Origin of the sequence: Micromonospora sp. NPDC048887, from assembly GCF_040649715.1 — a bacterium.
Lineage (GTDB): Bacteria > Actinomycetota > Actinomycetes > Mycobacteriales > Micromonosporaceae > Micromonospora.
On sequence record NZ_JBEZGA010000007.1, the window covers coordinates 240,303 to 264,030 of the forward strand.

General features: G+C 73.6%; 15 protein-coding genes. 2 read left to right on the plus strand and 13 right to left on the minus strand.

Annotated elements, in window-relative coordinates; genetic code table 11:
• The 13 genes from AB0C17_RS14310 to AB0C17_RS14370 all read right to left on the minus strand — a co-directional run bounded on the left by AB0C17_RS14310 (position 1) and on the right by AB0C17_RS14370 (position 22,164).
• The gene (locus tag AB0C17_RS14310) at positions 1-2,388 is read right to left on the minus strand and encodes a hypothetical protein (RefSeq protein WP_357478788.1); all 2,388 of its coding nucleotides are present in this window, start codon (positions 2,386-2,388) and stop codon (positions 1-3) included.
• Position 2,389: 1 nt separating this feature from the next.
• Positions 2,390-3,025, minus strand: a complete 636-nt coding sequence (locus AB0C17_RS14315; RefSeq protein ID WP_357390930.1) for a response regulator transcription factor — start codon at positions 3,023-3,025, stop codon at positions 2,390-2,392.
• A 119-nt stretch (positions 3,026-3,144) separates the two neighbouring features.
• Complete coding sequence (locus tag AB0C17_RS14320) at positions 3,145-3,465, minus strand: YbaB/EbfC family nucleoid-associated protein (protein WP_357478791.1); 321 nt, start codon at positions 3,463-3,465, stop codon at positions 3,145-3,147.
• A 32-nt stretch (positions 3,466-3,497) separates the two neighbouring features.
• Complete coding sequence (locus AB0C17_RS14325) at positions 3,498-6,779, minus strand: right-handed parallel beta-helix repeat-containing protein (protein WP_357478794.1); 3,282 nt, start codon at positions 6,777-6,779, stop codon at positions 3,498-3,500.
• Positions 6,780-6,783: 4 nt separating this feature from the next.
• A complete protein-coding gene (locus AB0C17_RS14330; RefSeq protein ID WP_357478796.1) occupies positions 6,784-10,023 on the minus strand; it encodes a hypothetical protein in 3,240 nt (1,079 codons plus the stop codon).
• A 7-nt stretch (positions 10,024-10,030) separates the two neighbouring features.
• Entirely contained in the window at positions 10,031-11,386 is a 1,356-nt protein-coding gene (eccB, locus tag AB0C17_RS14335) for a type VII secretion protein EccB (protein ID WP_357387156.1), read from the minus strand.
• A gap of 6 nt (positions 11,387-11,392) precedes the next feature.
• Positions 11,393-12,802 (minus strand): type VII secretion integral membrane protein EccD, encoded by a 1,410-nt coding sequence (gene eccD / locus AB0C17_RS14340; RefSeq protein WP_357467914.1) that lies wholly within the window; start codon positions 12,800-12,802, stop codon positions 11,393-11,395.
• Between the two features lie 13 nt (positions 12,803-12,815).
• Positions 12,816-16,775: a type VII secretion protein EccCa gene (gene eccCa / locus AB0C17_RS14345; RefSeq protein WP_357478800.1), complete on the minus strand. Its 3,960-nt coding sequence runs from the start codon at positions 16,773-16,775 to the stop codon at positions 12,816-12,818.
• The gene (locus AB0C17_RS14350; protein ID WP_357387162.1) at positions 16,772-17,170 is read right to left on the minus strand and encodes a hypothetical protein; all 399 of its coding nucleotides are present in this window, start codon (positions 17,168-17,170) and stop codon (positions 16,772-16,774) included. Before AB0C17_RS14350 ends, eccCa begins: the two co-directional genes overlap by 4 nt.
• 2 nt (positions 17,171-17,172) lie before the next feature.
• Positions 17,173-20,490 (minus strand): hypothetical protein, encoded by a 3,318-nt coding sequence (locus AB0C17_RS14355; protein WP_357387164.1) that lies wholly within the window; start codon positions 20,488-20,490, stop codon positions 17,173-17,175.
• Between the two features lie 42 nt (positions 20,491-20,532).
• The gene (locus AB0C17_RS14360) at positions 20,533-21,369 is read right to left on the minus strand and encodes a hypothetical protein (RefSeq protein WP_357387166.1); all 837 of its coding nucleotides are present in this window, start codon (positions 21,367-21,369) and stop codon (positions 20,533-20,535) included.
• A 132-nt stretch (positions 21,370-21,501) separates the two neighbouring features.
• Positions 21,502-21,804, minus strand: coding sequence for a WXG100 family type VII secretion target (locus tag AB0C17_RS14365; protein WP_357387168.1), 303 nt, complete (start codon positions 21,802-21,804; stop codon positions 21,502-21,504).
• Between the two features lie 39 nt (positions 21,805-21,843).
• Entirely contained in the window at positions 21,844-22,164 is a 321-nt protein-coding gene (locus AB0C17_RS14370) for a WXG100 family type VII secretion target (protein ID WP_357387170.1), read from the minus strand.
• 252 nt (positions 22,165-22,416) lie between these two features.
• Here AB0C17_RS14370 and AB0C17_RS14375 point away from each other — a divergent pair, with 252 nt between their 5' ends.
• Positions 22,417-22,827, plus strand: coding sequence for a YbaB/EbfC family nucleoid-associated protein (locus AB0C17_RS14375; RefSeq protein WP_357387172.1), 411 nt, complete (start codon positions 22,417-22,419; stop codon positions 22,825-22,827).
• Positions 22,824-23,708, plus strand: a complete 885-nt coding sequence (locus tag AB0C17_RS14380; RefSeq protein WP_357387174.1) for a hypothetical protein — start codon at positions 22,824-22,826, stop codon at positions 23,706-23,708. The genes AB0C17_RS14375 and AB0C17_RS14380 overlap by 4 nt, the downstream gene beginning before the upstream one ends.
• The last annotated feature ends 20 nt before the right edge of the window (positions 23,709-23,728 follow it).

Consider the following 23,728-nt stretch of genomic DNA (forward strand, 5'->3'; position numbering starts at 1 on the left):
TCAGCGCAGCCCGGGTACGCCCGTGAACCGGCGCGCGGCCTCCGCCGAGACCGGCGTACCCGGGCCGGTGCGGCGCGCGAGATGCTGGCGCAGGGCGGCCAGGGCGAGGGCGTCGAAGCGCACCCGCCCGTCGACCGGCGGCTCCTCCACTGCCAGTTCCCGCAAGAGCAGCCGGGCCGGGGCACCGGCCTCCGGATCCTGCACCTGGAGCACCGTGAACGCCGTACCGGGGAGGAAGAGGACCCGGGCCGGCACGCCGTCGCCGGTCTCGAACACGGCGGTGCGCCGCGCCGTGGCCGACCAGATCAGCACCTCGACCGTGCCCGGCAGGTCGGCGGGCGGCTCGGCGAGCGCGTTTGTGAACCCCCAGTCCGTCAGCACCCGGCGCTGCGCGATCCGGCGCAGGTCCGCCGTGGTCAGCTCGGCGCCGGCGTACGCGACGCCGCGGTGCGCCGGCAGCCGGCGTACGCCCGCCGACACGCACCTGGCGAACGGCACGTGACCACCCGGCTCGGCGGACCGCAGCGCCTGGTCCAGGCCGTCACCGGTGGCGGAGAGGTAGAGGCGGACGGCGGTGGCGTACTCCACCGCGCCGGCGCCCTCGGCCAGCGCCGGGTGCGCGGTGAGCACGTCCGCCACGTCGGCGGAGACGGCGGCGATCTCGCGGCGGAACGCGCGCCGGAACCAGGTCCGCTCCTCGTCCAGGTCGGGTCCGGGGCGTACGCCGCGCGCGTCGTCGCCGGGGGTGCGCTGGAAGCGGACCGGCGCCGGGTCGGGGCGCCGCACCGGCAACGTCATCGTCGGACCCGTCGCCCACGCCGCGCCGCCGCCGAGCACCGACCCGGCCACATCCGGTCCATCGCCGTGCGGCCCCGCCACGCCTGACCCGGCACCGTGCGGTCCGGCCACCTCCGGCGCCGCGCCGGGTAGTCCGGAGCCGGCCGGCAGGGCCGCGTCCGGCGGGGCGGGAACGGCGACCCCGGCAGCGGCCACCTCGCCGGTCGGCGGCGCGGGCGGACCGGCCACGGCGACGGGCACCGGTTCCGGCACGGCCGCCGGCACCGGGACGGGCGGCACGGCCGCCGGCGGCGCGGAGACCGGACCGGCGGCGTCACCGGTCGTGTGCCGGTACGTCCCGGCCTCGAACCCGCGAGCCGAGAGCCCCGGACGTCCCGGCGCCACGGCCGAGGACGGCTGTACCGCCGTTCGCCCGCGGGTCGCCGGGTCCAGCCGCGCGGTCAGGTCGCCGGCCAGTTCCCGGTGGCGGTCAGCCACGGCCGGTGCCGGATCGTCCACCACCAGCCGGGCGCGGTTCGGGTCCATCGGCACCGCGCGGATCCGGTCGGCGTGCCGGGGCGCCTCGGGGCCGCGCAGCCAGAGGCCGGAGGGGATCACCTCGACCACCGCGTCGTGGGCGTACTGGTAGACGCGGGGGCCGACCGGCTCGCCGAGTTCCGGCGGCGCGCGGTGGCGCAGGATGCGCGGCGTCACCGCCTTCGCGCCCAGGGTCTCCCGGGGACGGTAGGCCAGTTCCTCGGCGAAGACCTGCCAGCCGGGCCGCCCGTCGGTGTCGACGGTGAACATCGCCGGACCGTCCGGACGGCCGGTGGGCACGCCGGTGAAGACGCGCACCGGGCAGCGCAGCAGGTCGGCCAGCGCCTGCCCGAACTGGTCGCCCTCGGGCAACGCGACCGGGCCGTACTGGACGAAGCGGGCGTGGTCGCGGCCCTCGGGCGCCAGCCCGCGCCAGAACCGGGCAATGTCGTCCAGGCGCAGCGGCGCCGTTCCGGGGCAGCCCACCAGCACCGGCATCGCGTCCGGCAGGCACGGCATCGTCGCGGTGAGGTGACTTCCGTGTACGGCGACGGCGGCCTCGTCGCGGCTCTCCCGCAACCACACGCCGCCGGGTAGCGGCTCGGCGGCGCAGGTCGAGCTGATCGTCAGGTGGTCGACGGCGGCGCCGTCCCAGGCCGGTACGGGATAGCGCTTCGACTGCCAGACCGGCGTCTGGCCGCGCCGGTAGCAGACCCAGCCGCCCAGGTCGGTCGCGTGCACGAACAGCAGTCCCGCCGCGCCCGGGATCATCCGCCCGAAGGGGGCGATCACCGGCCGGCCCAGCCGGTCGGAGAGCCACTGGCCGGCCAGCGCCCCGGTCTCCGGACGGGCGCCGCAGACCACCAGCCGGATGCCCCGGCGCAGGCGCTGCCGGCGCAGCTCGGTCGCGACCGTGTCCCAGATGTCGAACGGCAGCTCGTGTTGCAGGTCGAGGATCACGATGTCGTTGTCGGGATCCCGGTCCACCGAGAGCGCGACCGTACGGGCCTCCGTGCTGATCCGTTCGCGGGCGTGCAGCACCAGGGCGTTGCCGACGGTGTGGCGCGTGATCACCTCAGATCATGCCGGAGCGCAGGGCGTAGGCCACCGCGTGCGAGCGGTTGCGCAGCTTCAGCCGGTGGTTGAGGCCGTAGATGACGTTCTTCACCGTGCGCTCGGAGTAGCGCAGCTCGTCGGCGATCTCGTTGGTGTCGAAGCCCTCGGCCATCAGCCGCAACACGTCGATCTCCCGCGCGGTCAGGCCGGAGGCGTTCAGCCCGTTGGGGTTGAGCACGTCGCGCTGGAGCCGTTCGATGTGTTTGAGCAGCTCGCCCACCAGGTTCGGGGGCAGTACGCCGCCGCCGGAGGCGGCCGCCCGGACGCTGTGCGCGAGGCGTTCGGCGGTGACCGCCGCGCGCGGCAGGACCGCCACCACGCGGCACTCGACGGCGGTCAGCAGTTCCTGCTCGCTGACCTCCGTGGTGATCAGGACGACCGGGGCGCCGATCTCGGTCGCCGCGAGACGCAGCATGGCGATCACGTCGGTGGTGAGCCGTTCGGCGGCGACGACGAGGACCCGCGCCCGCGTGCGGTCCGCGCTGTCCAGCAGCGTGATGTCCGGACACGACCGGAGGTGGGCGGTCAGGCCGGTGTGGGTCAGCGGGTCGGGCGCGTGCACAAAGACGGCAACTTGCTCCACAGCCATCTCCATCACTGTCAGTAGGGGCTGACAGTCTCATGGAGAGTCCTTCAGGAAATCTCCACAGTCTCCGGCCGGATGGCTGTAAGGCGTGAAGATGTGCGCGTAACCGCTGGTCAGACTTTTTTCAGTCAGTGAAGATTGATTTCGACAGGGCCCATCTTCTCCGTCGCGAGCTTCCCGGCATTCTCGCCCGCAGCCTGGATGGCCTCCATGATCGCCGCCTGCAACGACGCTGCGTCACGCCGTTCGTACACCACCGGGTCGACCCGGACGGCCTGGACCTTGCCCAGGCCGCTGGCCATGACGACCACCGTGGCGTCCTGCGAGCGGCCGGTCACGACCGCCTTCGCCAACTCCGCCTGCGCGCCGCGCATCTGGTCCTCCAGGCGCTGCGCGTTCTCCATGAACTCCTGGAACGAGGGCGGGATCGGCTTGGACTCGGGTTGCATGCCGGGCCTTTCTGTCCGGGACGGGCGGGTGGTCAGCCGACGGCGGCCAGGCCGCCGAGCCGTTCGCCGACCGCCGGGCCGGGCGCGGCCAGGTCGGCGAGGGCGAGGGTACGGGAGCCGGTGCGCCGGGTCAGCGCGAGCGAGAACTGGTGGGCGGCGTGGACGGTGCGCTCGGGCAACCGCCCGGCCATCTGCGTCAGCGCGGCGCGGACGTCGTCGGGCACCTCGTGGCCCCGCCGCTCCAGGTGCCGCAGCACGATCGCGGCCAGCTCGTCGGTGCTGAACTCGGGCACCGACCACTGCTGGCCGAACACCTCGTTCACCGCCGGCACCGCGTCGCGCAGGCTCGCCAGCGCCGCCTCCTCGCCGGTCAGCACCACCACCGGGTCACCGAGCCGGGAGCGCATCCGGCCGACCAGCGCCTCGGCGATCTCCGGCGCCACGCCGGAGCCGTCGTCGACGTAGTCGAGCTGGAGCACCCCGCCGGCCGCGTCGTCGAGCACCGCGTCGACGAGACTGCCGGTCTGGCCGGGCCACTGCGGCGCCAGCTCCCGGCTGGTGCCCACCCGCACCAGGTGCCCGACCGGCACCAGGCCCAGCTCGGACAGGCAGGCCGCGTAGAGCCGGGCGTACTCGCCGCGGCCGCTGCCGGCCCGGCCGCCGAGCAGCACGTTGCCGGTGCGGCCGGGGCCGCGCCGGCGGTTGCGCCCCTCGCAGAGCTGCAACAGCGTCTGCCCGGCCGCCTCCTTCACCCGCTGCCCGCCGACCAGGCCGCAGATCCGTTTCCAGCTGCGGGCAGCGTTTATCGCGCCGGTGGGATCGGTCGCCGCGTCGGGTTGCTCACCCTGCTCGACCGGCAGGTCCTCCAGCAGCGCCAGCTCCGGTTCGACGTCGGCGGCGGTGAGCCGGTTGAGTTCGCTGTCCTTCGTGGGCGGCGTGGTGGCCAGTCGCGACGCCTGGTTGTTGATCAGCGCCTCGAACAGCTTGCGCGCCACCCGGCCGTTGCCGAACGTGGCGTTCCTCGGCACCCGGGTGAAGTACGCGGTGAGCGCGTCCACCGCGTCGTCGGTCAGCTCGTAGTAGTGCTTGCTGACCAGGTTCGAGGTGATGGTGACGAGTTCCTCGACCGAGTAGTTCGGGAACTCGATGGTACGGGTGAAGCGGGACGCCATACCGGGGTTGGAGGCCAGGAACCGCTCCATCAGCTCGGAGTAGCCCGCGACGATCACCACCAGCTCGTCTCGGTGGTCCTCCATCATCTTCATCAGCGCGTCGATGGCCTCCTGGCCGAAGTCCGGTCCGGAACCGCCGGAACCGCTGGACAGCGTGTACGCCTCGTCGATGAAGAGCACGCCGCCGAGCGCCTTGGTGACCAGCTCGGTCGTCTTGATCGCGGTGGAGCCGATGTACTGGCCCACCAGGTCGGCCCGCGCCGCCTCCACCATGTGGCCCTTGGACAGGATGCCCAGCTCCTTGAGCACCGAGCCGTACAGGCGGGCCACTGTGGTCTTGCCGGTGCCGGGCGGGCCCGCGAAGACCAGGTGCCGGCTCATCGGCGGCATCGGCAGGCCCATCTGGAGCCGGACCTGCGACATCTTGATCAGGTTGATCAACGCGGTGACCTCCTGCTTCACCCCGCGCAGACCGATCAGGCCGTTCAACTCGCGAAGCGGCTCGCTCAGCTCGTCCGAGCCGTTCCCCTCGGCCGTACCCTCGTCGTCGGCGACCGGGACCGGCGCGGCGGCCGGCGGACCGGCGGGCATGGCCTGCGGACGGCCCACCGTCAGCGCCTCGGTGGTCACCGTCGCGCCGGGCGCGCGGCGCACGTCCTCGCCGCCGCTGTCGCGCACCACGCACCGGGTGAGCGCGACCGGCTCCACGGTGTCCACGCCGATGCCGGCCGCGCCGCTGCCGAACACCTCCCCGTCGCTCACCGACCCGCGGGAGCCCGCCTCGAAGACGATCCCGTCGGCCCGGGCGTCACGTACCCGGGTCTGCGTGACGCTCGCCGAGCCGGTGACCCGCAGGCCGTCGCGGGCCGCGCCGACGATCTCGCTGTCGCCGAGCTGGAGCGCCCCCTCGGCCAGTACGCCGGAACCGCGCAGCAGGGCCGCGCGCAGCGTCAGGTCGGCGCCGGCGCCCACCCGGACGCAGGCCGCGCCGGTACCGGTGAGGCGGGCCTCGCGCACGACGCCCCGCGCCGGTCCGGTCAGCGCGAGCGCCGTCGCCTCGCCCGCGTCCACCACCAGGTCGGTGCCCTCCAGCGAGGCGCCGTCCTGGACCAGCACCCCGGAGCCCGTGGTGATCTCGGCGCGCAGCCGCTGGAGCACGACCGCCGACTCGCCCGCGAGTACCGCGACGTTGTCCCGCGTACCCCGCACGGTCAGGCCGAGGAAACGCGGGGCGCCACCGTTGACGGCGACGCCCACCGGCGCGTCCTGGATCGTGCAGTCGGTGAAGGTCGGCCGGCCGCCGCCGAGCACCTGGACCGCTGTGTGCCCGGCGCCGCCGAACGTGCAGTCGCGGAACGACGGCGAGGCACCCTCGGCGATGTGCGCCGACTGCACCGCCGCGCCGGTGAACGTCGAGTCGCTGATCTGCACGTCGGCCTCGCCCCGGACGAAGACGTCGACGTTGCCGCTGCCGGTGACGGACAGGCCGCGGATGCGGGCCCACGCGCGCTGCTCGACCACCAGGGCGGGCTTGCCGGCGCCGGTGATCTCGCACTGCTCGACGGTGAGCCGGGCGTCACCGCCGACGCACACGCTGTTCGCGCCGGCCGTACGCAGCCGGCAGCGGCGCAGCGTCAGCGCGCTCTGCTCGCCGGCCACCACGCTGCTCGTGGCGACGTCGTGGACGTCGGTGTCCTCGATCGTGCTCGAACCGGCCGACATCACCACCACGCCCGCGCCCGCCGAGCTGGTCACGTCGCAGCCGCGCAACGCGACGGTGCCCTGCATGCGGGCCAGCAGTGTCACCCAGGAGGCGCCGCTGACCCGGCAGTCGTCGAGCGCCACCTCGCCCGCGTACACGTCGACAGCGGCGAGCGTGGCGTCGGCTGAGCTGAGCGTGATGCCGCGCAGGTGGGCGCCCTCGCCGCGGACGACGAGAACGCTGCCCTCCTCGACGTGCACCTCGACCGTGCCGGGCTGGACCGCGCTGATCGTCACCCGGTCGCCGACCACGAGCTTCTCGACGTACCGGCCGGGGTGGACGTCGATCGTGGCGCCCGGCTCGGCGCGGGACAGCGCGGCGCCGATCGTCGGATGGGAGCCCGGCCTCCGGTCGCCCACCACAAGAACCTGCCGACTCACCGCGTCACCCCTTCCGGTCCAGTCCGGGCAGCACCCGCAGGCGCCCGCGGGCCGCCGCTCCGACGCGTACCCGGGGCTCGGCCGTGGCCCAGCGGTCGACGCTGCGCCGCAGCGACGTGATCGCCAGCTCGTCGAGCGACAGCCGGTTGGAGTCGACCCGGCCGGTGTCGTCGATCTCGTTGGCGCCGATCTCCCGCAGCAGCACCGCGCCGCGCCCGCCCGCCGCGGGCCGGCGCAGGTCCAGCACCTTGAAGCTCGTACCCGGCAGGAACAGCACCCGGTCCTCGACGTGCTCGTCGCCGTCGGGTTCCAGCAGGCTGGTCCGGCGGGCGGTCATCGACCAGATCAGCACGTCGGTGTCGCCGTCCTCGGCGGCGCACGGCTGGGTGAGCGCGTTGACGAAGCTCCAGTCGGTGACCAGCCGCCGGTCCTGGTAGAGCGCCCACTCCCCGGCGGTCGGCGAGAGCCGGTAGACGGTGGTGCCCCGGAAGGACGGCATCCGGGAGGCCCCGGCGACCACACAGCGCGCGAACGGCACGTGCGGCCCCTTGCGGCCTGACCGCAGGCCCGCGTCGACGCCCGGCCCACGGCCGGTCAGGTAGAGCCGCAGCGCGACCGAGTCGGCGAGGACGTCGTCGGTGGACACGCCGGAGCCCTGCATGCCCGGGTGCTCGGACATGATCCGGGACACCGAGCTGGCCATCACGTCGAACTCGCGGCTGAGCGTGCGGCGCAGCCAGGCGCGCTCGTCGGCGAGCCCCTTCTTCTCCGACAGCAGCGCGCCCGCGCCGGCCGAGGGCACCGGCTGCAGCCGCGCCTCGGCGGCCACCTCCGACGGCTCGGCGTCCTCCGCCGGCCCGGCGGTCGTTGCCCGCCCGGGTGTGTCCACCGGCTCGGCGCTCCGCGCCGGGCCGGTGCCGGCGTGCGCGGCGGGCGGCAGGTCGACCGCGACCGGCATCGACGGCGGACCGGCCGCCACGGGCGGTGGCGTCGCGAGCGCCTGGCCGAAACCGGCGGGCATGGTCGGCGGCGCCGGCTCGTCGAAGCCGGCCGGCACGGTGGACGGCCCGGGGTACGCCTCGCCCCCGGTGTCCTCGGCGGGTGCCGCCGACGGCCCGCGCCCGGAACCGGCGGGAACCACCGGCCCGGCGACCACAGGCGCGGCCGGCGCGGCGGGTGCCGTCGGCGCGGCGGGTGCGGCCGGCGCGGCAGGTGCGGCCGGCGCGGCAGGTGCCGTCGGCGCGGCAGGTGCCGTCGGCGCGGCGGGTGCGGCAGGTGCGGCCGGCTCGGCGACGGCGGCCGGCTCGGTGAAGGCGGGCGCGACCGGCTCGCCGACCCCGGCCGGGGGCGTGGGGGCGGCCACCACGACCGGTGCCACCGGCGGCGCGGTCGGGAGCGGCGGTGCTGTCGCAAGCGGCGGTGCTGTCGCAAGCGGCGGTGCTGTCGGGAGCGGCATCGCGGGCGGCGGCGGCAGCTCGGACCCGAGCGGCACCGAGGGTGGTTCCGGAAGCTCCGATCTCAGTGGCGCCGAGGGTGGTTCGGGCAGTCCGGCCGCGACCGGAGGGGCGGCCGGAAACGGTCGCTCGGACCGGGCCGGGGCCGGCGACGGAAGCGGCCGTCCGGACACGGCCGGCGGCGGGGCCGCCCGTTCGGACCTGAGCGGCACCGCCGGTGGATCCGGCAGCGCGGACACGAACGGCATCGCGGGCGGCGCCGGCAACTCGGATCCGGGCGGCGCCACCGGGGACGGGGGCAGTTCGGGCACCGCTGGGGGCGGCGGCAGCGTCGGCGTCCGCTCCCGCTCGGCGGAGAGGGCCGGGACCGGGGCGGGAACGGCTACCACCACACCGTCCGCCGCGGGCGGGGCGACGGCGGCGGGCGGGGTGACCTCCAGGTACCCGCGCACCGGCGCGGTCGTGCCCACAGCGGCCGCCTCGGCCTCCAGGTCGACGGCCATCTCCGCCCGGCTGGGCGGTTTCGCGCCGGGCACCAGCACCGACGCGGGCATCAGCGCGCGGCTCGTACCCGCCATGCCGTCGACCCGTGCGCCGAGGTCGAGCGCCAGTTCCCGCATCCGGTGGGCGGTGGAGTGGACGGTGTCGTCGAAGACGAGCGTGCCGCTGCGCGCGTCGAGCATCGCGGACCGGACCTGCTCGGCGTTCCTCGGCTCGGCGGTGGAGCGTACCCAGAGACCGGTCTGCACCACCTCGACCACGGCGCCGGGGGCGAACCAGTAGACCCGGGGTGCGACCTCCTCGGCGCCGGCCAGCGGCGGGCGGTGGCTGAGCACGGCGGGCCGGCGGGCCCGGGAGTTGGGGTGCGCCCGGGGCGAGTAGGACAACTCCAGCGCGTACGGCGCCCAGCCGAACGCGCCGTCGGGCAGCACGGTACGGATCTCGTACCGGTGCGGGCTGCCGATCGGCACGCCGGTGTAGCAGGTGACGTCGGTGTTCAGCAGGTCGGCGAGCGCCTGGCCGAACGCCTCCCCCTCGGGGATGCGGACCTCGCCGAACTGCACGAAGCGCACCCGGTGCCGGTTCTCCTCGTCGAGTCCGCGCCAGAAGCGCACCACGTCGTCGAGCGACAGCGGTGGCGTGCCGGGGCAGCCCAGCAGCACTGTCATGGTCTCCGCCTGGCAGGGCACGTACGCGGTGAGCCGCTGCCGTTGCGGGTCTACCACCTGCGGGTCGCGGTTGCTGTGGATCCAGACGCCGGCCGGGATCGGCTCGATCTCGGCGGTGGCGCTGGACGGCCGGGTGTCGATCGCGGCCCGGTCCCATCGCGGCGTCGGGTAGCGCTTGGCGTCCCAGGCCGGCGGGCGGCCGGGCCGGAACCGCACCCAGCCGCTGCCCGGGGCGGAGTGGACGAACAGCGTTCCGGCGGAGCCGCGTACCAGGTCGCCGTCCGGGGCGATGACGGTGCGGTTGAGGCGTTCGGAGAGCCACTGACCGGCCATCGCCGCCGAGTTGCCGTGCCGGCCGCAGGCGATGAGCCGGATGCCCCGGCGGCGGCGCGGCAGCACCCCGGCCATCGACTCCCAGGCGCTGATCGGCATCCCGTCGCCGAGGTCGAGCACGACCACGTCGTTCTCCGCGTCCTCGATCATGGACAGCGCCAGGGACTGGGCCTCCGGGCTGATGGCGTCCTCGGCGTGCACCACGAGCGCGTTGCCGACGGTGTGCTGGACGACGCCCTCCGGGCGGTCCTTGCCGCCGCCGAACAGGTCGCGGATCCGGGTTGCCATGATCGACCTACCCCACTTCTGCGGCCGCGAGGGCCCTCATGCTCAGCGCCGGGCCCTGGGGCACCAGCGCGAGCAGCTCTCTCGGGAAGGGAACGTTCACGACCCGGTCGAGCTTCAGCGCCCGTACCGCGTCCTGGTCGCCGATCGGGTACGCCTTTCCGTCGTCCGCGATGTACGTGGGCAGGGGTTGCGCCGCTCCGGAGCCGGCCGGTGCCGGGAGCACCGCCATGCCGCTGCCGGGTGCCAGGAGCACCGACGTGCGGCCGTCGGGGCGGACGCCGGAGCGGGCCAGCGGGACGAGCACCGCCGTGCTGTCGAACCGGGTGCCGTCCGCCGGGCCCTGGCGCAGGCACAGCGCGTACGGGCCGGGTTCCTGCGGGGTGAGGCCGGTCAGGTCGGGCAGCCGGGTGAGCAGCGACCTGTCGGCCGACATCCGCGCGGCGGCGAGCCCGGCGGCGCTCAACTCCACCGGCTCCTCCCCGGAGGCGGCGGTGGCCAGCAGGAACTCGGTCCGGCTCAGCGGCGCGAGACCGTCGCGGCGCAGCACCAGGAACTGTTCCGCGCCGGTGTCGGGCCGCTGCCGGAACAGCGTGCCGATCGGGTACGTGCGGTCGCCGACCCGTCCGGAGCGGCCCGCTCCCGGGATCGTGGCCGGCGCCAGGTCCGGCCCGTCGGGCAGGAAACCGAGCCATTCCCCCGGTGCGGGCACCTTGCGGGTGGTGGTGGCGCCGAGGGCGGCGAGCACGGCCGGGTCGGCCACCCGGTGCTTGCGGTCGGCGGTCACCAGGTAGGTCGGCCCGTCGGCGGTGCGGACGACGGCGAAGCGGTCGGCCGGCACCGGGACGGCTTCGGCGCGCGGGTCGAGGTTGAGGCCGAGCCGGTCGCCGGGTTCGTCGGTGACCGAGCCGGGCAGGCAGGCCAGCCACGGCCCGGCCACCATCGGCCCGGTGGCGACCGACTGCGGGGCGCCGTCGATGCCGATCGACGGCCCGCGCGGCACGTCCTTGATCGACTCCTGGGAGATCAGCTTCACGGTGGCGCCCGCGCCCTGGACCAGCATGGCCGAGGTCAGGTTCGGCGTCGGGCGCAGCGCACCGTCGAGGTAGACGTACCGGTTGCCGCTCTCCTTCTCCACCAGGATCACGCCGCTGCGGGCGTACGCCTTGCTGCCGCCGGGGACGATCCAGCCGTAGACGGCGAACCCGGCCACGACCAGGACGCTGATGAGCACGCCGAAGGCCAGGCCGGTGACGGCGCGCTGCCCGGGAATCTCCGCCGTCGACGGGTCGCCCTGCACCAGGGCGGAACTCAGCCGGCCCATCATGAACTGGTGGGCGTGGACGTGGTCGCGCTGGGTCTGCACGGCCGGCTACCCGAACAGCCCGCGGGCCCAGGCGTAGAGCCCCAGCACCTGGGCGAGCACCGGCAGCACGGCCAGGCCGGTGGCGACGTCCAGCCCGCCGGCCGTGTACTCCCAGAACGGCAGCATCCGGCGCGGCCACGGCCGCAACGCGGCCATCACCAGCGGCACCAGGAGGGCGACGAGCCCGCCGAGCAGGACGTACCGGCCGGTCGGGGCGAGCTTGTCGGAGAACATCAGGGCCACCATGAGGTAGCCGACGGTACCGGCCGCCACCAGGGCGACCCGCTGCCAGAACCCGAAGAAGGTACGCGAGCGCAACAGGATTGCACTCGATGTCACGAGCACGAGCGTCCACCCGGACCAGCCGGGCACCTTCATGGTGTGGTGCATCAGCACCGGCAGGACCAGCGCGGAGGCGGTCATGCAGGCGGTCAGGTAGGTGTCCGCCTCGTCGGCGCGCGCCTTGACCAGGTCGGAGTCCTCCGGCTCGATGTCGTACGACATGTCCGCGCCGGTCTTGGGCAACTGCGGCCCGCGCAGCCGGGCCAGCTTCACCGCCGCCCGGGGCGCGATCACGATCAGCACCAGGATCACCGACACGGCCACTGCGGAGACCTCCGGCGCGGTGAGCGCGAAGCCGTCGCCGGCCAGCAGCACGAGCACCACGATCGCGGCGGTCAGCGCGATGACGAGCAGTGGAGCGAACGGCATGACCGGCGTGACCGTACGCTGCGCGATCAGCAGCAACGCGGTCACCGCGACGATCGCGACGGTGGCGGCCAGCCCGGCGCTGGCGTTCCAGGCCACGCCCTCCGGGTCGCCGTCGACGGCGCTGGACGCGGCGACCGCCGCGAAGAACGCCGCGCCGCCGCCGAACAGCAGCGGGAACGCGCCGTCGCTCTGCTGGCGGGCGCTGACCATCGACGCGGTGAACAGGCCGGCCGCGAGCACCGCGCCGCCGATCACCTGGGGCAGCACCGGCCCCCGGTCCACGAGCACGGCGGCGATCAGGCCCATCGCCACCACGCAGAGCACCAGGAACAGCACCCGGCGGTACTCCGGCTGCCACCTGTCGGCCCGCCGGTTGACCACAGTGGCGACGCCCTCGGCCAGGTCGTCGAAGTCGAGTTCGGGCAGCGGGTCCTGCGCCGGGCGCAGGTGCAGCTCCTCACCCTCCAGCCAGTCCAGGCTCTCCGGCGTGCCGGACAGCTCGAACGGCGCCTGGCCGAGGCGCTGCAGCACCCACGACTCGTCGGGCGCCTCGCCGTCGGGGACCCGGGCCAGATCGGTGGTGTGCCGCACCAGCAGCGGCATCAGGTTCGCCACCGGCATCCGTGCCGGTACGGCCAGGTCGGCCCGGCGGGCCGGCCCGATCACCGTGATCCGGCACAGTTGGTCGTTCAGCGCTGCGGTCACCAGCGAGCCTCTCTCATCGGGCCGTGTCGGACACGAAACCGGTCTGCATCAGGCGTACGCCGCGCCGGGTGACGAGCTGGGCGCGTCCGGGCGGCAGTTGGCGGGGCTTCGCCTCGCCGAGGAACTTGCCCTCCTCCTTCGGGTAGGAGAAGAGCGTCGCGGGCGTGCCCAGCTCCCACATCCGCCGGATCACCGGGTCCATCATGGCCCGCATCGCGCCGGAGGTGCTGCGCGCGACGATCACGTGCAGGCCGATGTAGGCGCCCTGCGCGAGCAACGGCAGGAGCGGGTCGAGCGTCGAGCCCATCCCGGTGCTCTTGGTCATCAGGTCGTAGTCGTCGACGATGACGAAGAGCTCCGGCCCCTCCCACCAGTCGCGCTTGCGCATCCGCTCGGACGAGACGTCCGCGCCGGGCATCCGCCGGTTCATCGAGACCGACGCCTGGCCGGCCAGCTCGTGCATCTTGTCGCCGGTGAACGCGAAGCCCACCTGGTACGCGGCGCCGATCGCGGTGTCCAGGTCGCGGCGCGAGTCGCCGAGCACGACCTTCGCCCGCTCCGGCGGGTAGTGCTGCTGGATGGACCGCAGGACGAGCCGGAGCAGGTTGGTCTTGCCGGTCTCGCTGTCGCCCAGGACCAGCATGTGCGGCGTGGCCATGAAGTCGTGCCAGACCGGGGCGAGACGCTGCTCGTCCTGGCCGATGACGAACTTGAAGTCGGACTCGGGCGGTGGCAGCGTCTCCACCATCAGGTGCGCCGGAAGCATCCGTACCGGCGGGGCGGCCGGACCGGGCCAGAACGTGCCGATCTCCTCGACCACCGACTTGGTCGCCTCGGCCAGGTCGCCCACCTCGGAGCTGCCGTCCATCCGGGGCAGCGCGGCCAGGAAGTGCAGCGCGCCGTCGGTGAGACCGCGCCCGACCTGGTTGGGCACGGTGGCCGCCTTGCGGGAGCCGTGCTCGGACTCCATCGCGTCACCGAGCCGCAGCTCCAGCTTCGTGCCGAGCAGGTCCCGCATCCAGGTACGCAGCTCCGACCAGCGGGTCGCGGTGACGATCACGTGCACGCCGAAGGACAGGCCACGCGAGGCGAGTTCCTGGAACTTCTGCTCCAGCTCCTGGAAGTCCTGTTTCATCGTGTACCAGCCGTCGATGACCAGGAAGACGTGCCCGAAGCCGTCCTCGATCGTCCCCTCGGCCACCTTGCCCAGGTAGCTGGACATGGAGTCGAGCCCGTGCCGGGCGAACTCGGCCTCGCGCTTCTCCATGACCTGGAGGACCTCCTCGACCGTCCGGACGACGCGGTCGCGTTCCATCCGGGTCGCGATCGAGCCGACGTGCGGCAGGCCGGCGATCGAGGCGAGGCCGCCGCCGCCGAAGTCCAGGCCGTAGAACTGCACCTCGCGGGGCGTGTTCGCCAGCGACAGCGCCAGGATCAGGCTGCGCAGCAGCGTCGACTTGCCGCTCTGCGGGGCGCCCGCGATGCCGACGTGGCCGTCGGCGCCGTTCAGGTCGACCACCAGCAGCTCGCGCAGCTGCTCGGCGGGCCGGTCCACCACGCCCACCGGAACCCGGAGGCCACCCTGGACGGCCGGGTCGTCGATGGTCATGCCGCGTAGCGGGTCGGGCAGCACGCTCGGGATGAGCGAGTCCAGGCTCGGCGCGTAGGACAGCGGCGGCAGCCAGACCTGGCGGGCCGGCGGGCCCGAGCCGGCGAGCCGGTCCAGCAGCACCTCGACCAGGCTCGGCCCGTTCGCGTCGGCGGCGGGCTCGTCGACCTGCTCGGCTGGACGCTCCGGCCCGGGGTCGTGGCGCACCGCCACCTGCCGGGTGGTGAACGGCACCACGTCCGCGGTGGGCTCGTCCCCGGCGTCCGCGACGCCGCCGCGGCGTCCACTTCCGGTGTACGCGCCGGAGACGTACGCCGCCTTGAAGCGCACCAGGTTCGTGGTGTCCACCTTGAGGTAGCCGTTGCCCGGCTCGGGCGGCAGCTCGTACGCCGCACCCACACCGATCACCGACCGCGACTCCATCGAGGAGAACGTGCGCAGCGCCAGCCGGTACGACAGGTGCCCCTCGACCCGGTTGATCCGGCCCTCGTCCAGGCGCTGGGAGGCGAGCAGCAGGTGCACGCCGAGCGACCGGCCGAGCCGGCCGATGGACACGAAGAGGTCCATGAACTCGCTCTTGCTGGACAGCAGCTCGCTGAACTCGTCCACGATGATCAGCAGCACCGGGAAGGGCACGAGCTGGGCGCCGTTGCCGCGCGCCTTCTCGTAGTCGAACAGCGAGGCGTAGCCGCTGGCCCGCAGCATCTCCTGCCGCCGGGTCATCTCGCCGTTGAGCGCGTCCTGCATCCGGTCGACAAGCGGCAGCTCGTCGGCCAGGTTGGTGATCACCGCCGAGGTGTGCGGCAGCTTGTCCATGCCGAGGAAGGTGGCGCCGCCCTTGAAGTCGACCAGCACCAGGTTGAGGATCTCCGAGCTGTGCGTCGCGGCCAGGCCGCAGACGAGGGTACGCAGCAGCTCCGACTTGCCCGAGCCGGTGGCGCCGATCAGCAGGCCGTGCGGGCCCATGCCGCCCTGCGCGGACTCCTTCAGGTCCAGCTCGATGACCTCGCCCTCCTCGGTGACACCGATCGGCACCATGAGGCGGTTGCGTTGCGGGGTCCGGGTACGCCACAGGGCCTGCACGTCGAAGGTCATCGCGTCGCGGATGCCGAGCAGCGTGGTCAGCTCGAAGCTGGTGTCCAGCGGTTCGTCGGACACCTCCAGCGTGCCGCTGGTCCGCTTCGGCGCGATGATCCGCGCGAGGGCCTCGCACTGGGTCCGGTCCAGACCGTCGCGCTTCGCCGAACCGGTCGTCGCGCCGGCCGGGAACTCCACGACGTCGCCGGTGACTGTCAGCCGCAGCACCTTGGGACCGCCGGGCATCGCGCCGGTGAGGTCGAGCAGCACCACGTTGCGGATGCCCGCACCGAGCAGGCGGGAGCTGTCCGGCAGGTCCACCAGATGCGCGACGATCACCAGGAACGGCTCGCTGGTGGTCGGCCTGACGGCCCGGTCGTGGTCGCCCCGGTCGGTGATCTCCGGACCGAGCATGTCCATCAGCGCGTCGTGGCTGCCGGCGAACATCCGTACCGGACCGGCCGCGTCGTACGCGGTGGGATGCGCGTTGTGCGGCAGCCACTTGACCCACTCCCACGGGCCCCGGTGCACCTCGGCGGCGAGCACCGCGATCCGCAGCTCGTCCGGGGCGTGGAAGGTCGCCAGCTGCGCCACCATGGCGCGGGCCAGGTCGATCGCCGGGTCGATCGCGCCCTCGAACTCGACGCTTGTGAAACTCGGCAGGCCGACCGAGGTCGGGATGCCCGACACCGTCCGGTACGCCTCGGAGAACCGCCGCAGCGAGATCGACGACAGCGGTTCGAGGTCCTCGATCGGCTTGGTGGACGGCGGGTTGAACTTCAGCATCGCGGCCTGCCGGCCGAGACCGATGCGGACCCGGCCGAAGTCGTCGTGGCTGGGCCGGCGCTCCCACAGCCGGCTGCCCATCGCGATCGACCACAGCCAGCCGGGTTGCGGGTTGTTCCAGAGCACGTGCCGGCGCTGCTGGTCGGCCGCCTCGCGGGCCTGCTTGCGCAACTGCCCGATGTAGCGCAGGAAGTCACGCCGTTCGCCGCGCATCTTGCGCTTGCGCTCGGACGCCGCCCGGCCGATCTGCATGACGCCCATGAGCAGCATGCCACCGGCCATCGCGCCGCCCATCACGTACATCACGGGGGTGCGGTTGTAGAGGCCGAACATCGCGAGCATCGCGCCCATGCCGAGGCCCATCGGCACGACCATCGCGAACGAGCGGAAGTCGAGCGGGGCCTCCTCCGCCATCAGCGGCGGCTCCTGCAGCTCGACCGAGCCTTCCGGCGCCTCCGGGCCCGGCGCGCGGGGCGGGCGCTTGACGGTGACCGTACTCATCCGAGCGTCCCCGCGTCGGCGCCGTCGCCGCCCCAGACGGTGCGCTCCTGGCGCAGCAGCTTCACCGCGTAGCGGTCGTTGCGGTAGCGCTCGGCCACCTTGACGTCGTCGTCCTCCTCCGCCTGGCGCTTCTTCTCCCTCTTCGCCCGCTCCTCCTCGTCCCTGCGGCGTCGCTCCTGCTCGGCCCAGAACGCCTCGGCGCGAGCGGCGGCAGCCGTCTCCTCGTCGGCGAGCGACGCCGTGAACTCGGCGTCGCTGACGCCGGGCTCACCGCACCGGGGCAACTTCTCCAGGTCGGCGCTGAAGAAGTCGAGCGTGCCGTCGGACGGCCTGGGCGCCTTCGCGGGCGCCACCCGCCGCCACACGGCACGCGGGGGCTGCGGTGTCTCCGACATGGTCACCCTTCCCTGCCGTCGTCAGCTGACGGGCCGGTCAGCCAGTCCGCGTCGCTGAGGTCGTCCCAGCCCGCCGTGTCGTCCGGGTCGTCGTCCGGGCGGACCAGCGGCACGTGGTCGCCGGCCGCCGGCCGGGCGCGGTCACCGCCCCAGACAGCGTCGTCCTCGCGCAGACCCGCGGCGGGTTCCCGGCCGGCACCGGGCTCGCGCTCGTCGTCGCGATCGGAGCGCGCCCGGACCGTACCGGTCCGGCCCGGGTCGTCGGGGCCCGCGCCGGACGCCGCGCGGCCGGACGTCTGTGGACCACCGACTCCGGCGACGGCGGCGGCACCGGCCAGGCCGAGCGCGCCGGGGACCGCGACCGCCACCTCACCGTCGGCCACGACGGCTGTCCTCCGCTGCGTCCCCTCCGGACCGCCGCCCCCCGGCGAGACCTGTTGGTTCGACTGCGCAGGCGAGTTCGGCTGAGCAGGCGGGTTCGCCTGCCCGGACGGGTTCGGCGCGGCCGTCTGGCCGGGTGGGCTCGCCGCCTGGCCGGGCTGGGCGGCCTGGCTCGGCTGCCCGGGCTGGGCGGGTGGGTTCGGTACCGGGCCGGGCGCGGCGGGCAGACCCGGCTGACCGACGATCACCGGAGCCGCCACGACACCGCCGACCACCGGCGGCACGACGGCCGCGGGCGGCTCCGCCCGTGACGGCGGTTCCACCGCCGGGGACAGATCGACCACCGTCGGCACCTCCACCGCCGTCGGCGGCACGACCACTTCCGGTACGGGCACACCCGGCGTACCGCCGGTGCCGGACACGGGTGCCGCCGGAACGTCCGGCGCGGGCTCCTCGGCGGCGGCCTCCGGCACGCCCGGATCCGGGCCGGCAGGTGGACCGTCCGGTCGAGAGCCGGGCACAGCGGTGACCGGTGCAGCACCGTCGGGATCCACCGTCCCGTCGCCCGCCTCCGGCGCGCAGTCCTCCGGCCGGGCCGGGGTCCATTCCGTCTCGTCCGGGCGGATCAGATCGGACGCCGCTGGTGCGGTACGTGGTGTGGTGCCGGCGGGCGCGTGGCTGCCCGGCGGGCCGCCCATCGGCGGCAGCACACCGGCGACCGGTGCCGACACGTCGGTGCTCGGGAGCGTCACACCGGTGCTCGGCGGCGCGACGGGGACCGGCTCCACCAGTCCGGCGCCGCCCGTGCCCGCTCCCGTGGGCGCCTGCGGCGCACCGGCGTCGGGGGTTGACGGGCGCCAGTCGTCGGCGTCCGCCTCGACCAGCCCGGAGGCGTCCGGCGCGTCCGGCACACCGGCGGGCGCGCCCGCACCGGCGCCCGGCGCACCCGGCGCTCCCGGCATCATCGGCATCGCGGCACCGGCCGGCGCCGTGACCGGCGAGTCGACGCCGACGCCCGGAGCCACCGGCGCGGCGGGGATCTGCGGGCCGTCGACGCCGAGCCCGTCGCCACCGGCCGGCGCGCCGCCCGACCCGTCCGGCACGCCCGCGTCCACGCCCACCGGTCCCCAGGTCTCGGGGTCGCCGCTGACGAGTCCCCGGGCGTCGGGCGACTCGGCCCCACCGGGGTTCGTCGCGCCACCTGCGGGCCCCGGCATTCCGGGCATGGGCGGCATGCCGGCGCCCAGCCCGGCGCCGCCGGCCGAGACGCCGGCCGGTGCGCCGGGAACCTGCACGCCGTCGAACCCGGGTGACCGCCAGTCCGCCTCGTCGCCCTCCACCAGGCCCTTGGCATCCGGTGCCTCGGGGACACCTGAGCCGCCACCGGCACCGGCGCCGGGAGCGCCCGCGCCGGGCATGCCCGGCATCATCGGTGACTGGAAGCCACCGCCTCCGGGCACGGCGCCACCGGGAGCGGCCGGGATGTCCACGCCGTCGACGGCCCCGGGGACGAAGTCGTCGCTGTTGCCGAGCAACCCGTTCGCGTCCGGTTTCTCCGGCAGCCCGGGGCTGCCGCCCGCGCCGGGACCGGCGCCGCCGGGCGGGCCGAATCCCGGGATGCTCGGCGCGGTGAACCCGCCGCCCGGTTTGCCGATGCCCGTTCCCGTGCCCGTACCCGCCCCCGGCTTCGGGCCGCCCACCTCACCCGGTCCGGAGAACGACGGCGGCTTGACCGATCCGGCGCCACCCGCGCCGCCACCGAGGTTGGCCGAGCCCGGCGGCTTGATGCCCGGCGGAACGACACCGGAACCGAGCCCGCCCGGCAGGCCGCCCCCACCCGGTACGCCGACGCCGGGGAAGCCGGCGCCCCCCGGCCCGTTGATGCCCGGCGCGTCGAAGCCGGGCAGCCCGCTGCCGCCGCCCCCGCCTGGCGTGGGCCCACCGATCTCGCCGGGGCCCGAGAACGACGGCGGGGTGATGGCGCCCGGTCCCTGGCCGGAACCCGGACCACCGATGTCGGCGAGGTTCGGCGGCGTGATCGAGGGCACGGTGATGTTCGGCGGCGTGGTGAACCCCGGCGTGGTGATACCGCCGGCGGGTGGCGCGGTGAATCCCGGCGGGGTGATCGTGGGCGGGGTGGTGAGGGTCGGCGTCGTGAGGTTCGGCGACGAGATCGGCGGGCCGGTCGGCACGTTGATGCTCGGCGTCGGCATGGTGACCCCGGACGTCCCCGCCTTGTCGGTGGTCATCCGGTACTTCTCGGCGACCGTGTGGACGACCTCGGACATCTGCTGGGCCATCGGCTTCTCGTACTCGGTGCCGCTGATCGGCACCGGGCCGCTGCCGCTGCCGACGCCGTTGTCCGAGGCGATCGTGGCCCAGGCGCCGTCCAGGTAGGCGATCGTCTGCTGGGCCCAGGACAGATGGTTGGCGGCGTCGTAGAGCTGCGACGGCAGCGAGTTGCGGTTGGTCGAGGAGTTGATGCTGTTGGCCGCCGTGGTGGAGTCCGGGACCGCGCCGCCGGCCAGGTGCTCTGCCTGCTTGCCGAGCAGGTCGGCGTAGAAGTTCATCTTGTCGCGGAACCCGTTGGCCGCCGGCCCCTTCCACGCCTTGTCGTCTCCGACCATCGAGGTGACAGCGGTACGGATGGTCTGTTCGAGCCAGATCAGCAGGTCCTGGGTCGCCTGGAAGGCCTGCGCGGTCTCGACGACGGACCGGACGCTCACCAGCGTCTTGGCGTGGTCCCGCCCGCTCTCGGTGGTCAGCGCGGCGCCGCCGTTCACCGCGGCCTCGAGCTTCCGCCAGCCCCGGGTCTCCTTCGCCCAGGTCTGGTAGTCGTACAGGTCGCTGACGGGGACCACCTTGGGTGGGAAGGTGGCCGCCTCCTCCGCGGGGTCGTTCCACCCGTCGAGCTTGCTGTCACCGAGACCGTTGCCCATGCCCTGTCCCTCTTCGCGAGCGGCGAGACCGTTTCGCCCGCGTCAGTTTCCGTCGGTCTTGACGATCTTCTGGCCGTAGGTGCTCAGGTTGTCCAGGCCCTTGAAGGAGTCACCCATGATCTCGCCGAGCTTGTCGGTGGTCAGCGCGTTCAGCTCTTCGAGGTTCTCGTACTCCGCGGCCATCTTCAGCAGGGCGGTCTGCACCGCGAGCAGGGCGGTGTTCATGTTGACGAGCATGTCCTTCATGTCGCCCTTGACGCCGCCGTCCTGGGCCGTCGCCCCGACGATCGCCTGCCGCAGCACCTCGGCCCGGGCGAAGGCGCCGGGACGCGGGTCGATCGCGCCCACCTGGTCGGCCGTGGTGAGCAGGATCTTCCCGGCGCCGGTGATGCTGCCCAGCACGTCCTCCGCGAACCACTTCAGGGCGGCGGTGTTGACCGCCACGCCACTGGTCGAGGCGGTGTCACCCTTGAACGTCGGGTTGATCGCCGGCGGTTTGAAGCCCGAGCCGGTCGAGATCTCGTCGTCGATCCAGTCTGACTGGTCGGTGAACGCGGGCGGCTTCACGTTCGACGGGTCGGTGATGTTGTCCTTGTACGTCTTGACGAGGTTTTTCCAGCCCTCGGTGTCGAGGATGTTCTTGTCGTACCAGTCGCGGGCCTCGATCCACTCCGGATGCTCGGCGCGGACCTCGTCCTTCCACCGCTCGTAGTTCACGCCGGTGCGGTTGTTCTGGTGCTTGTTGTAGAAGGCCATCCAGGAGTCGTGCGCCGCCTGAACGGTGCCGTCCGGCTTCCCTATGGCCTCGTCACCCATGCCGTAGGCGTTCATCGCGCTGATGGCTTTGTCGTTGGGGTATCCCCAGTCAATGCGGGCCAAGGAGCTCACTCCACTCGAGAGTCGACGACGGAACGTTGGCACAGACCCCAGCGGCCCGGGTCGTCTAGCTCACCGGGCCGGGGACGGACGACGTGGGCCGCCACGCCGCGTCCGCGGCGGCCGTCCGGCGGTTCAGCCGCCGCGGACGTCGTTCCAGATCATGGCGTGACGCTGCTCGGTGGTGCCGTAGTTGTCCGAGATCTGCAGCAGCGTCTGCCGGGCCTGCTCCAGGTAGCCGACCATCGAGTCGGCCGCCTGGTTCCAGGCCAGCTTCGAGACCCTGTACTGCTCCTGGGCGGCACCGGTCCACTGGGCCAGGCTGGCCTCGACGGTGCGCTCCATCTCCTCCAGCGACGACTGGATCTGGCCGTTGATGCGGTTCATGTCGGTCAGCACGGCGTCTGCCTGCACGAAGTCGAAGGTGTAGTTGGACACGTCAGTCCTCTCGGGAGATCGGGGGGATCCGGATGCGGCTCAGATGCCCGGCAGAGCCGCGCCGAAGGAGTTGGCCACGCTCGACGCCTCGTCCTCGGCCGTCTGGTAGCCCTTCGTGGTCACACCCATGACCTCGAGCATCTTCAGCAGCTCGTTGATGACCCGCTGGAACGCGTTCTCCCAGTTGTCCATGGCCTGGTTGAAGCCCTGCGACGCCTGGCCGGTCCAGGAGGAGATCAGGATGGCCATCTGCCCGTTGACGGCGCGCAGCTGGCCGGTGAAGGCGGTGGCCTTGTCGGAGAACTCCTGGGCAGCCCGCTGCATACCCTCTTCGGTGGTGCTGACGGTCGGCATCGTCACGGCCGGACTCCTCGTGTCAGGGAAAGGTGGCAGGGAAGAGTGTTGATCCGCGGCCCTGCCCGGCGGCAACCCGGTTCCGCCACCATGTCCGAACGTCACCCAACATTGCACGGCAGCGCCCCCGCAACCGCCCCCAGCGGCCGACAGCCCGGGAAGAGTGGTTGCACTTTCATGCACTGATCCCCGGCCGGAGTTCCGGCGCGACGCTCGTGGCGGCTTCACTTGACGGCGACGTCGAGGGAGTGGTCCGTCGTGAACTACAGCGAGCGCATCGAAGGCCTGTTCCAGGAGTACGAGCGGCAGCGCACCAGCCTCGCCGAGATGCAGGCCCGGATGAGCGCGCTCTCGGCCACCGCGACGTCACCGCGCCGCGAGGTGAGCGTCGTCGTCGGCCAGAACGGCGTGCTGACCGACATCCAGTTCCCCTCCGGCGCCCACAAGCGGCTCACCACCGCCGACCTGACCCGGCTCATCCTGGACACCTACGCCGACGCCAAGGAACAGGTCATGAACCAGGCGGCCGACGTGCTGGCGCCGATGCTGCCGGACGGCCTGGACGCCCACAAGCTGGTCCGGGGCCAGGCCGGGGCGGACGCGTTCCTGCCGAAGGAACCCCGCATGGTGACGAGCGTGCGGGAACTCCTGACCCGGGGGCCCGAATGATCAGCAACAATCCCGGCGGGCGGCTGTGGGTCGACCCGGACGGGGTGGAGGGGCTCGGCAAGGCGTACGAGTCGCACGTGCAGCTCTACGACACGTACCTCACCCAGTTGACCGCGCTGCGCGCCCGCTACGCCAGGGCCTGGGGCGACGACGACATGGGCGAGCAGTTCTCGACGAAGTTCCTGGAGGGCCTGGACAACCTCGAAGCGATCATCGGCGGCGTCCGGGGAACCCTGCGCTACACCGCACAGGGGCTCACCGAGAGCAGCCGGGCGTACCGGGAGGCGGACGAGGCCGCCCTCGACGTCAGCCGGAAGATGACGAAGGACTTCGACGGCCTGGACGGCCTCACGTACCCCCGGCGGGCGGTGGTCGCGGACCCGGTGCTGGAGCCCACCGCGGAGGGTGAGCCGCGCCGGCCGCATCTGACGTCCCGTCGGCTGGCGCTCGCCGAACCGGTCGCCGAACAGGCCGGGGTCGCTCCGCGGCAGTACGGCACCCCGATGCCGCCCGTCCAGCCCGCCGAGCCGCTGATCCCGCTCACCGCCGCCCACCCGGCCATCTCGTCGTACTTCGTGCGGCCGGAGTACGCGACCGCCCACGTCGGCGGCCGGCCGCTGCCCGAGGGGTACCGGCTGATCGCACTCAACCCGTTCGAGGACGGCAGCACCCGGGTGGACGCGAACCTCTACGACTCGATCACCCCGCTGGCCGGGACGCCCGTGACCACCCCGGACGGCAAGCCGATCGATCCCGGGCAGGGCCGGCTCTTCGTCGTCAGGGAGAACCCGGCCGTCGACCCCACCGCACCCGGCTACCAGCCGCTTTACCTGAGCTACGCGCCGGACGGCACACCCACCCCGATCATCCCCGGCGCCTGAGCCACCCACAGGTGCCCCGG

Excerpts from the sequence above, each read along its gene's own strand:
- AB0C17_RS14315 (WP_357390930.1), bottom strand. The coding sequence starts at position 3,025 with ATGGAGATGGCTGTGGAGCAAGTTGCCGTCTTTGTGCACGCGCCCGAC.
- AB0C17_RS14320 (WP_357478791.1), bottom strand. The coding sequence starts at position 3,465 with ATGCAACCCGAGTCCAAGCCGATCCCGCCCTCGTTCCAGGAGTTCATG.
- AB0C17_RS14330 (WP_357478796.1), bottom strand. The coding sequence starts at position 10,023 with ATGGCAACCCGGATCCGCGACCTGTTCGGCGGCGGCAAGGACCGCCCG.
- eccCa (WP_357478800.1), bottom strand. The coding sequence starts at position 16,775 with ATGAGTACGGTCACCGTCAAGCGCCCGCCCCGCGCGCCGGGCCCGGAG.
- AB0C17_RS14350 (WP_357387162.1), bottom strand. The coding sequence starts at position 17,170 with ATGTCGGAGACACCGCAGCCCCCGCGTGCCGTGTGGCGGCGGGTGGCG.
- AB0C17_RS14355 (WP_357387164.1), bottom strand. The coding sequence starts at position 20,490 with ATGGGCAACGGTCTCGGTGACAGCAAGCTCGACGGGTGGAACGACCCC.
- AB0C17_RS14380 (WP_357387174.1), top strand. The coding sequence starts at position 22,824 with ATGATCAGCAACAATCCCGGCGGGCGGCTGTGGGTCGACCCGGACGGG.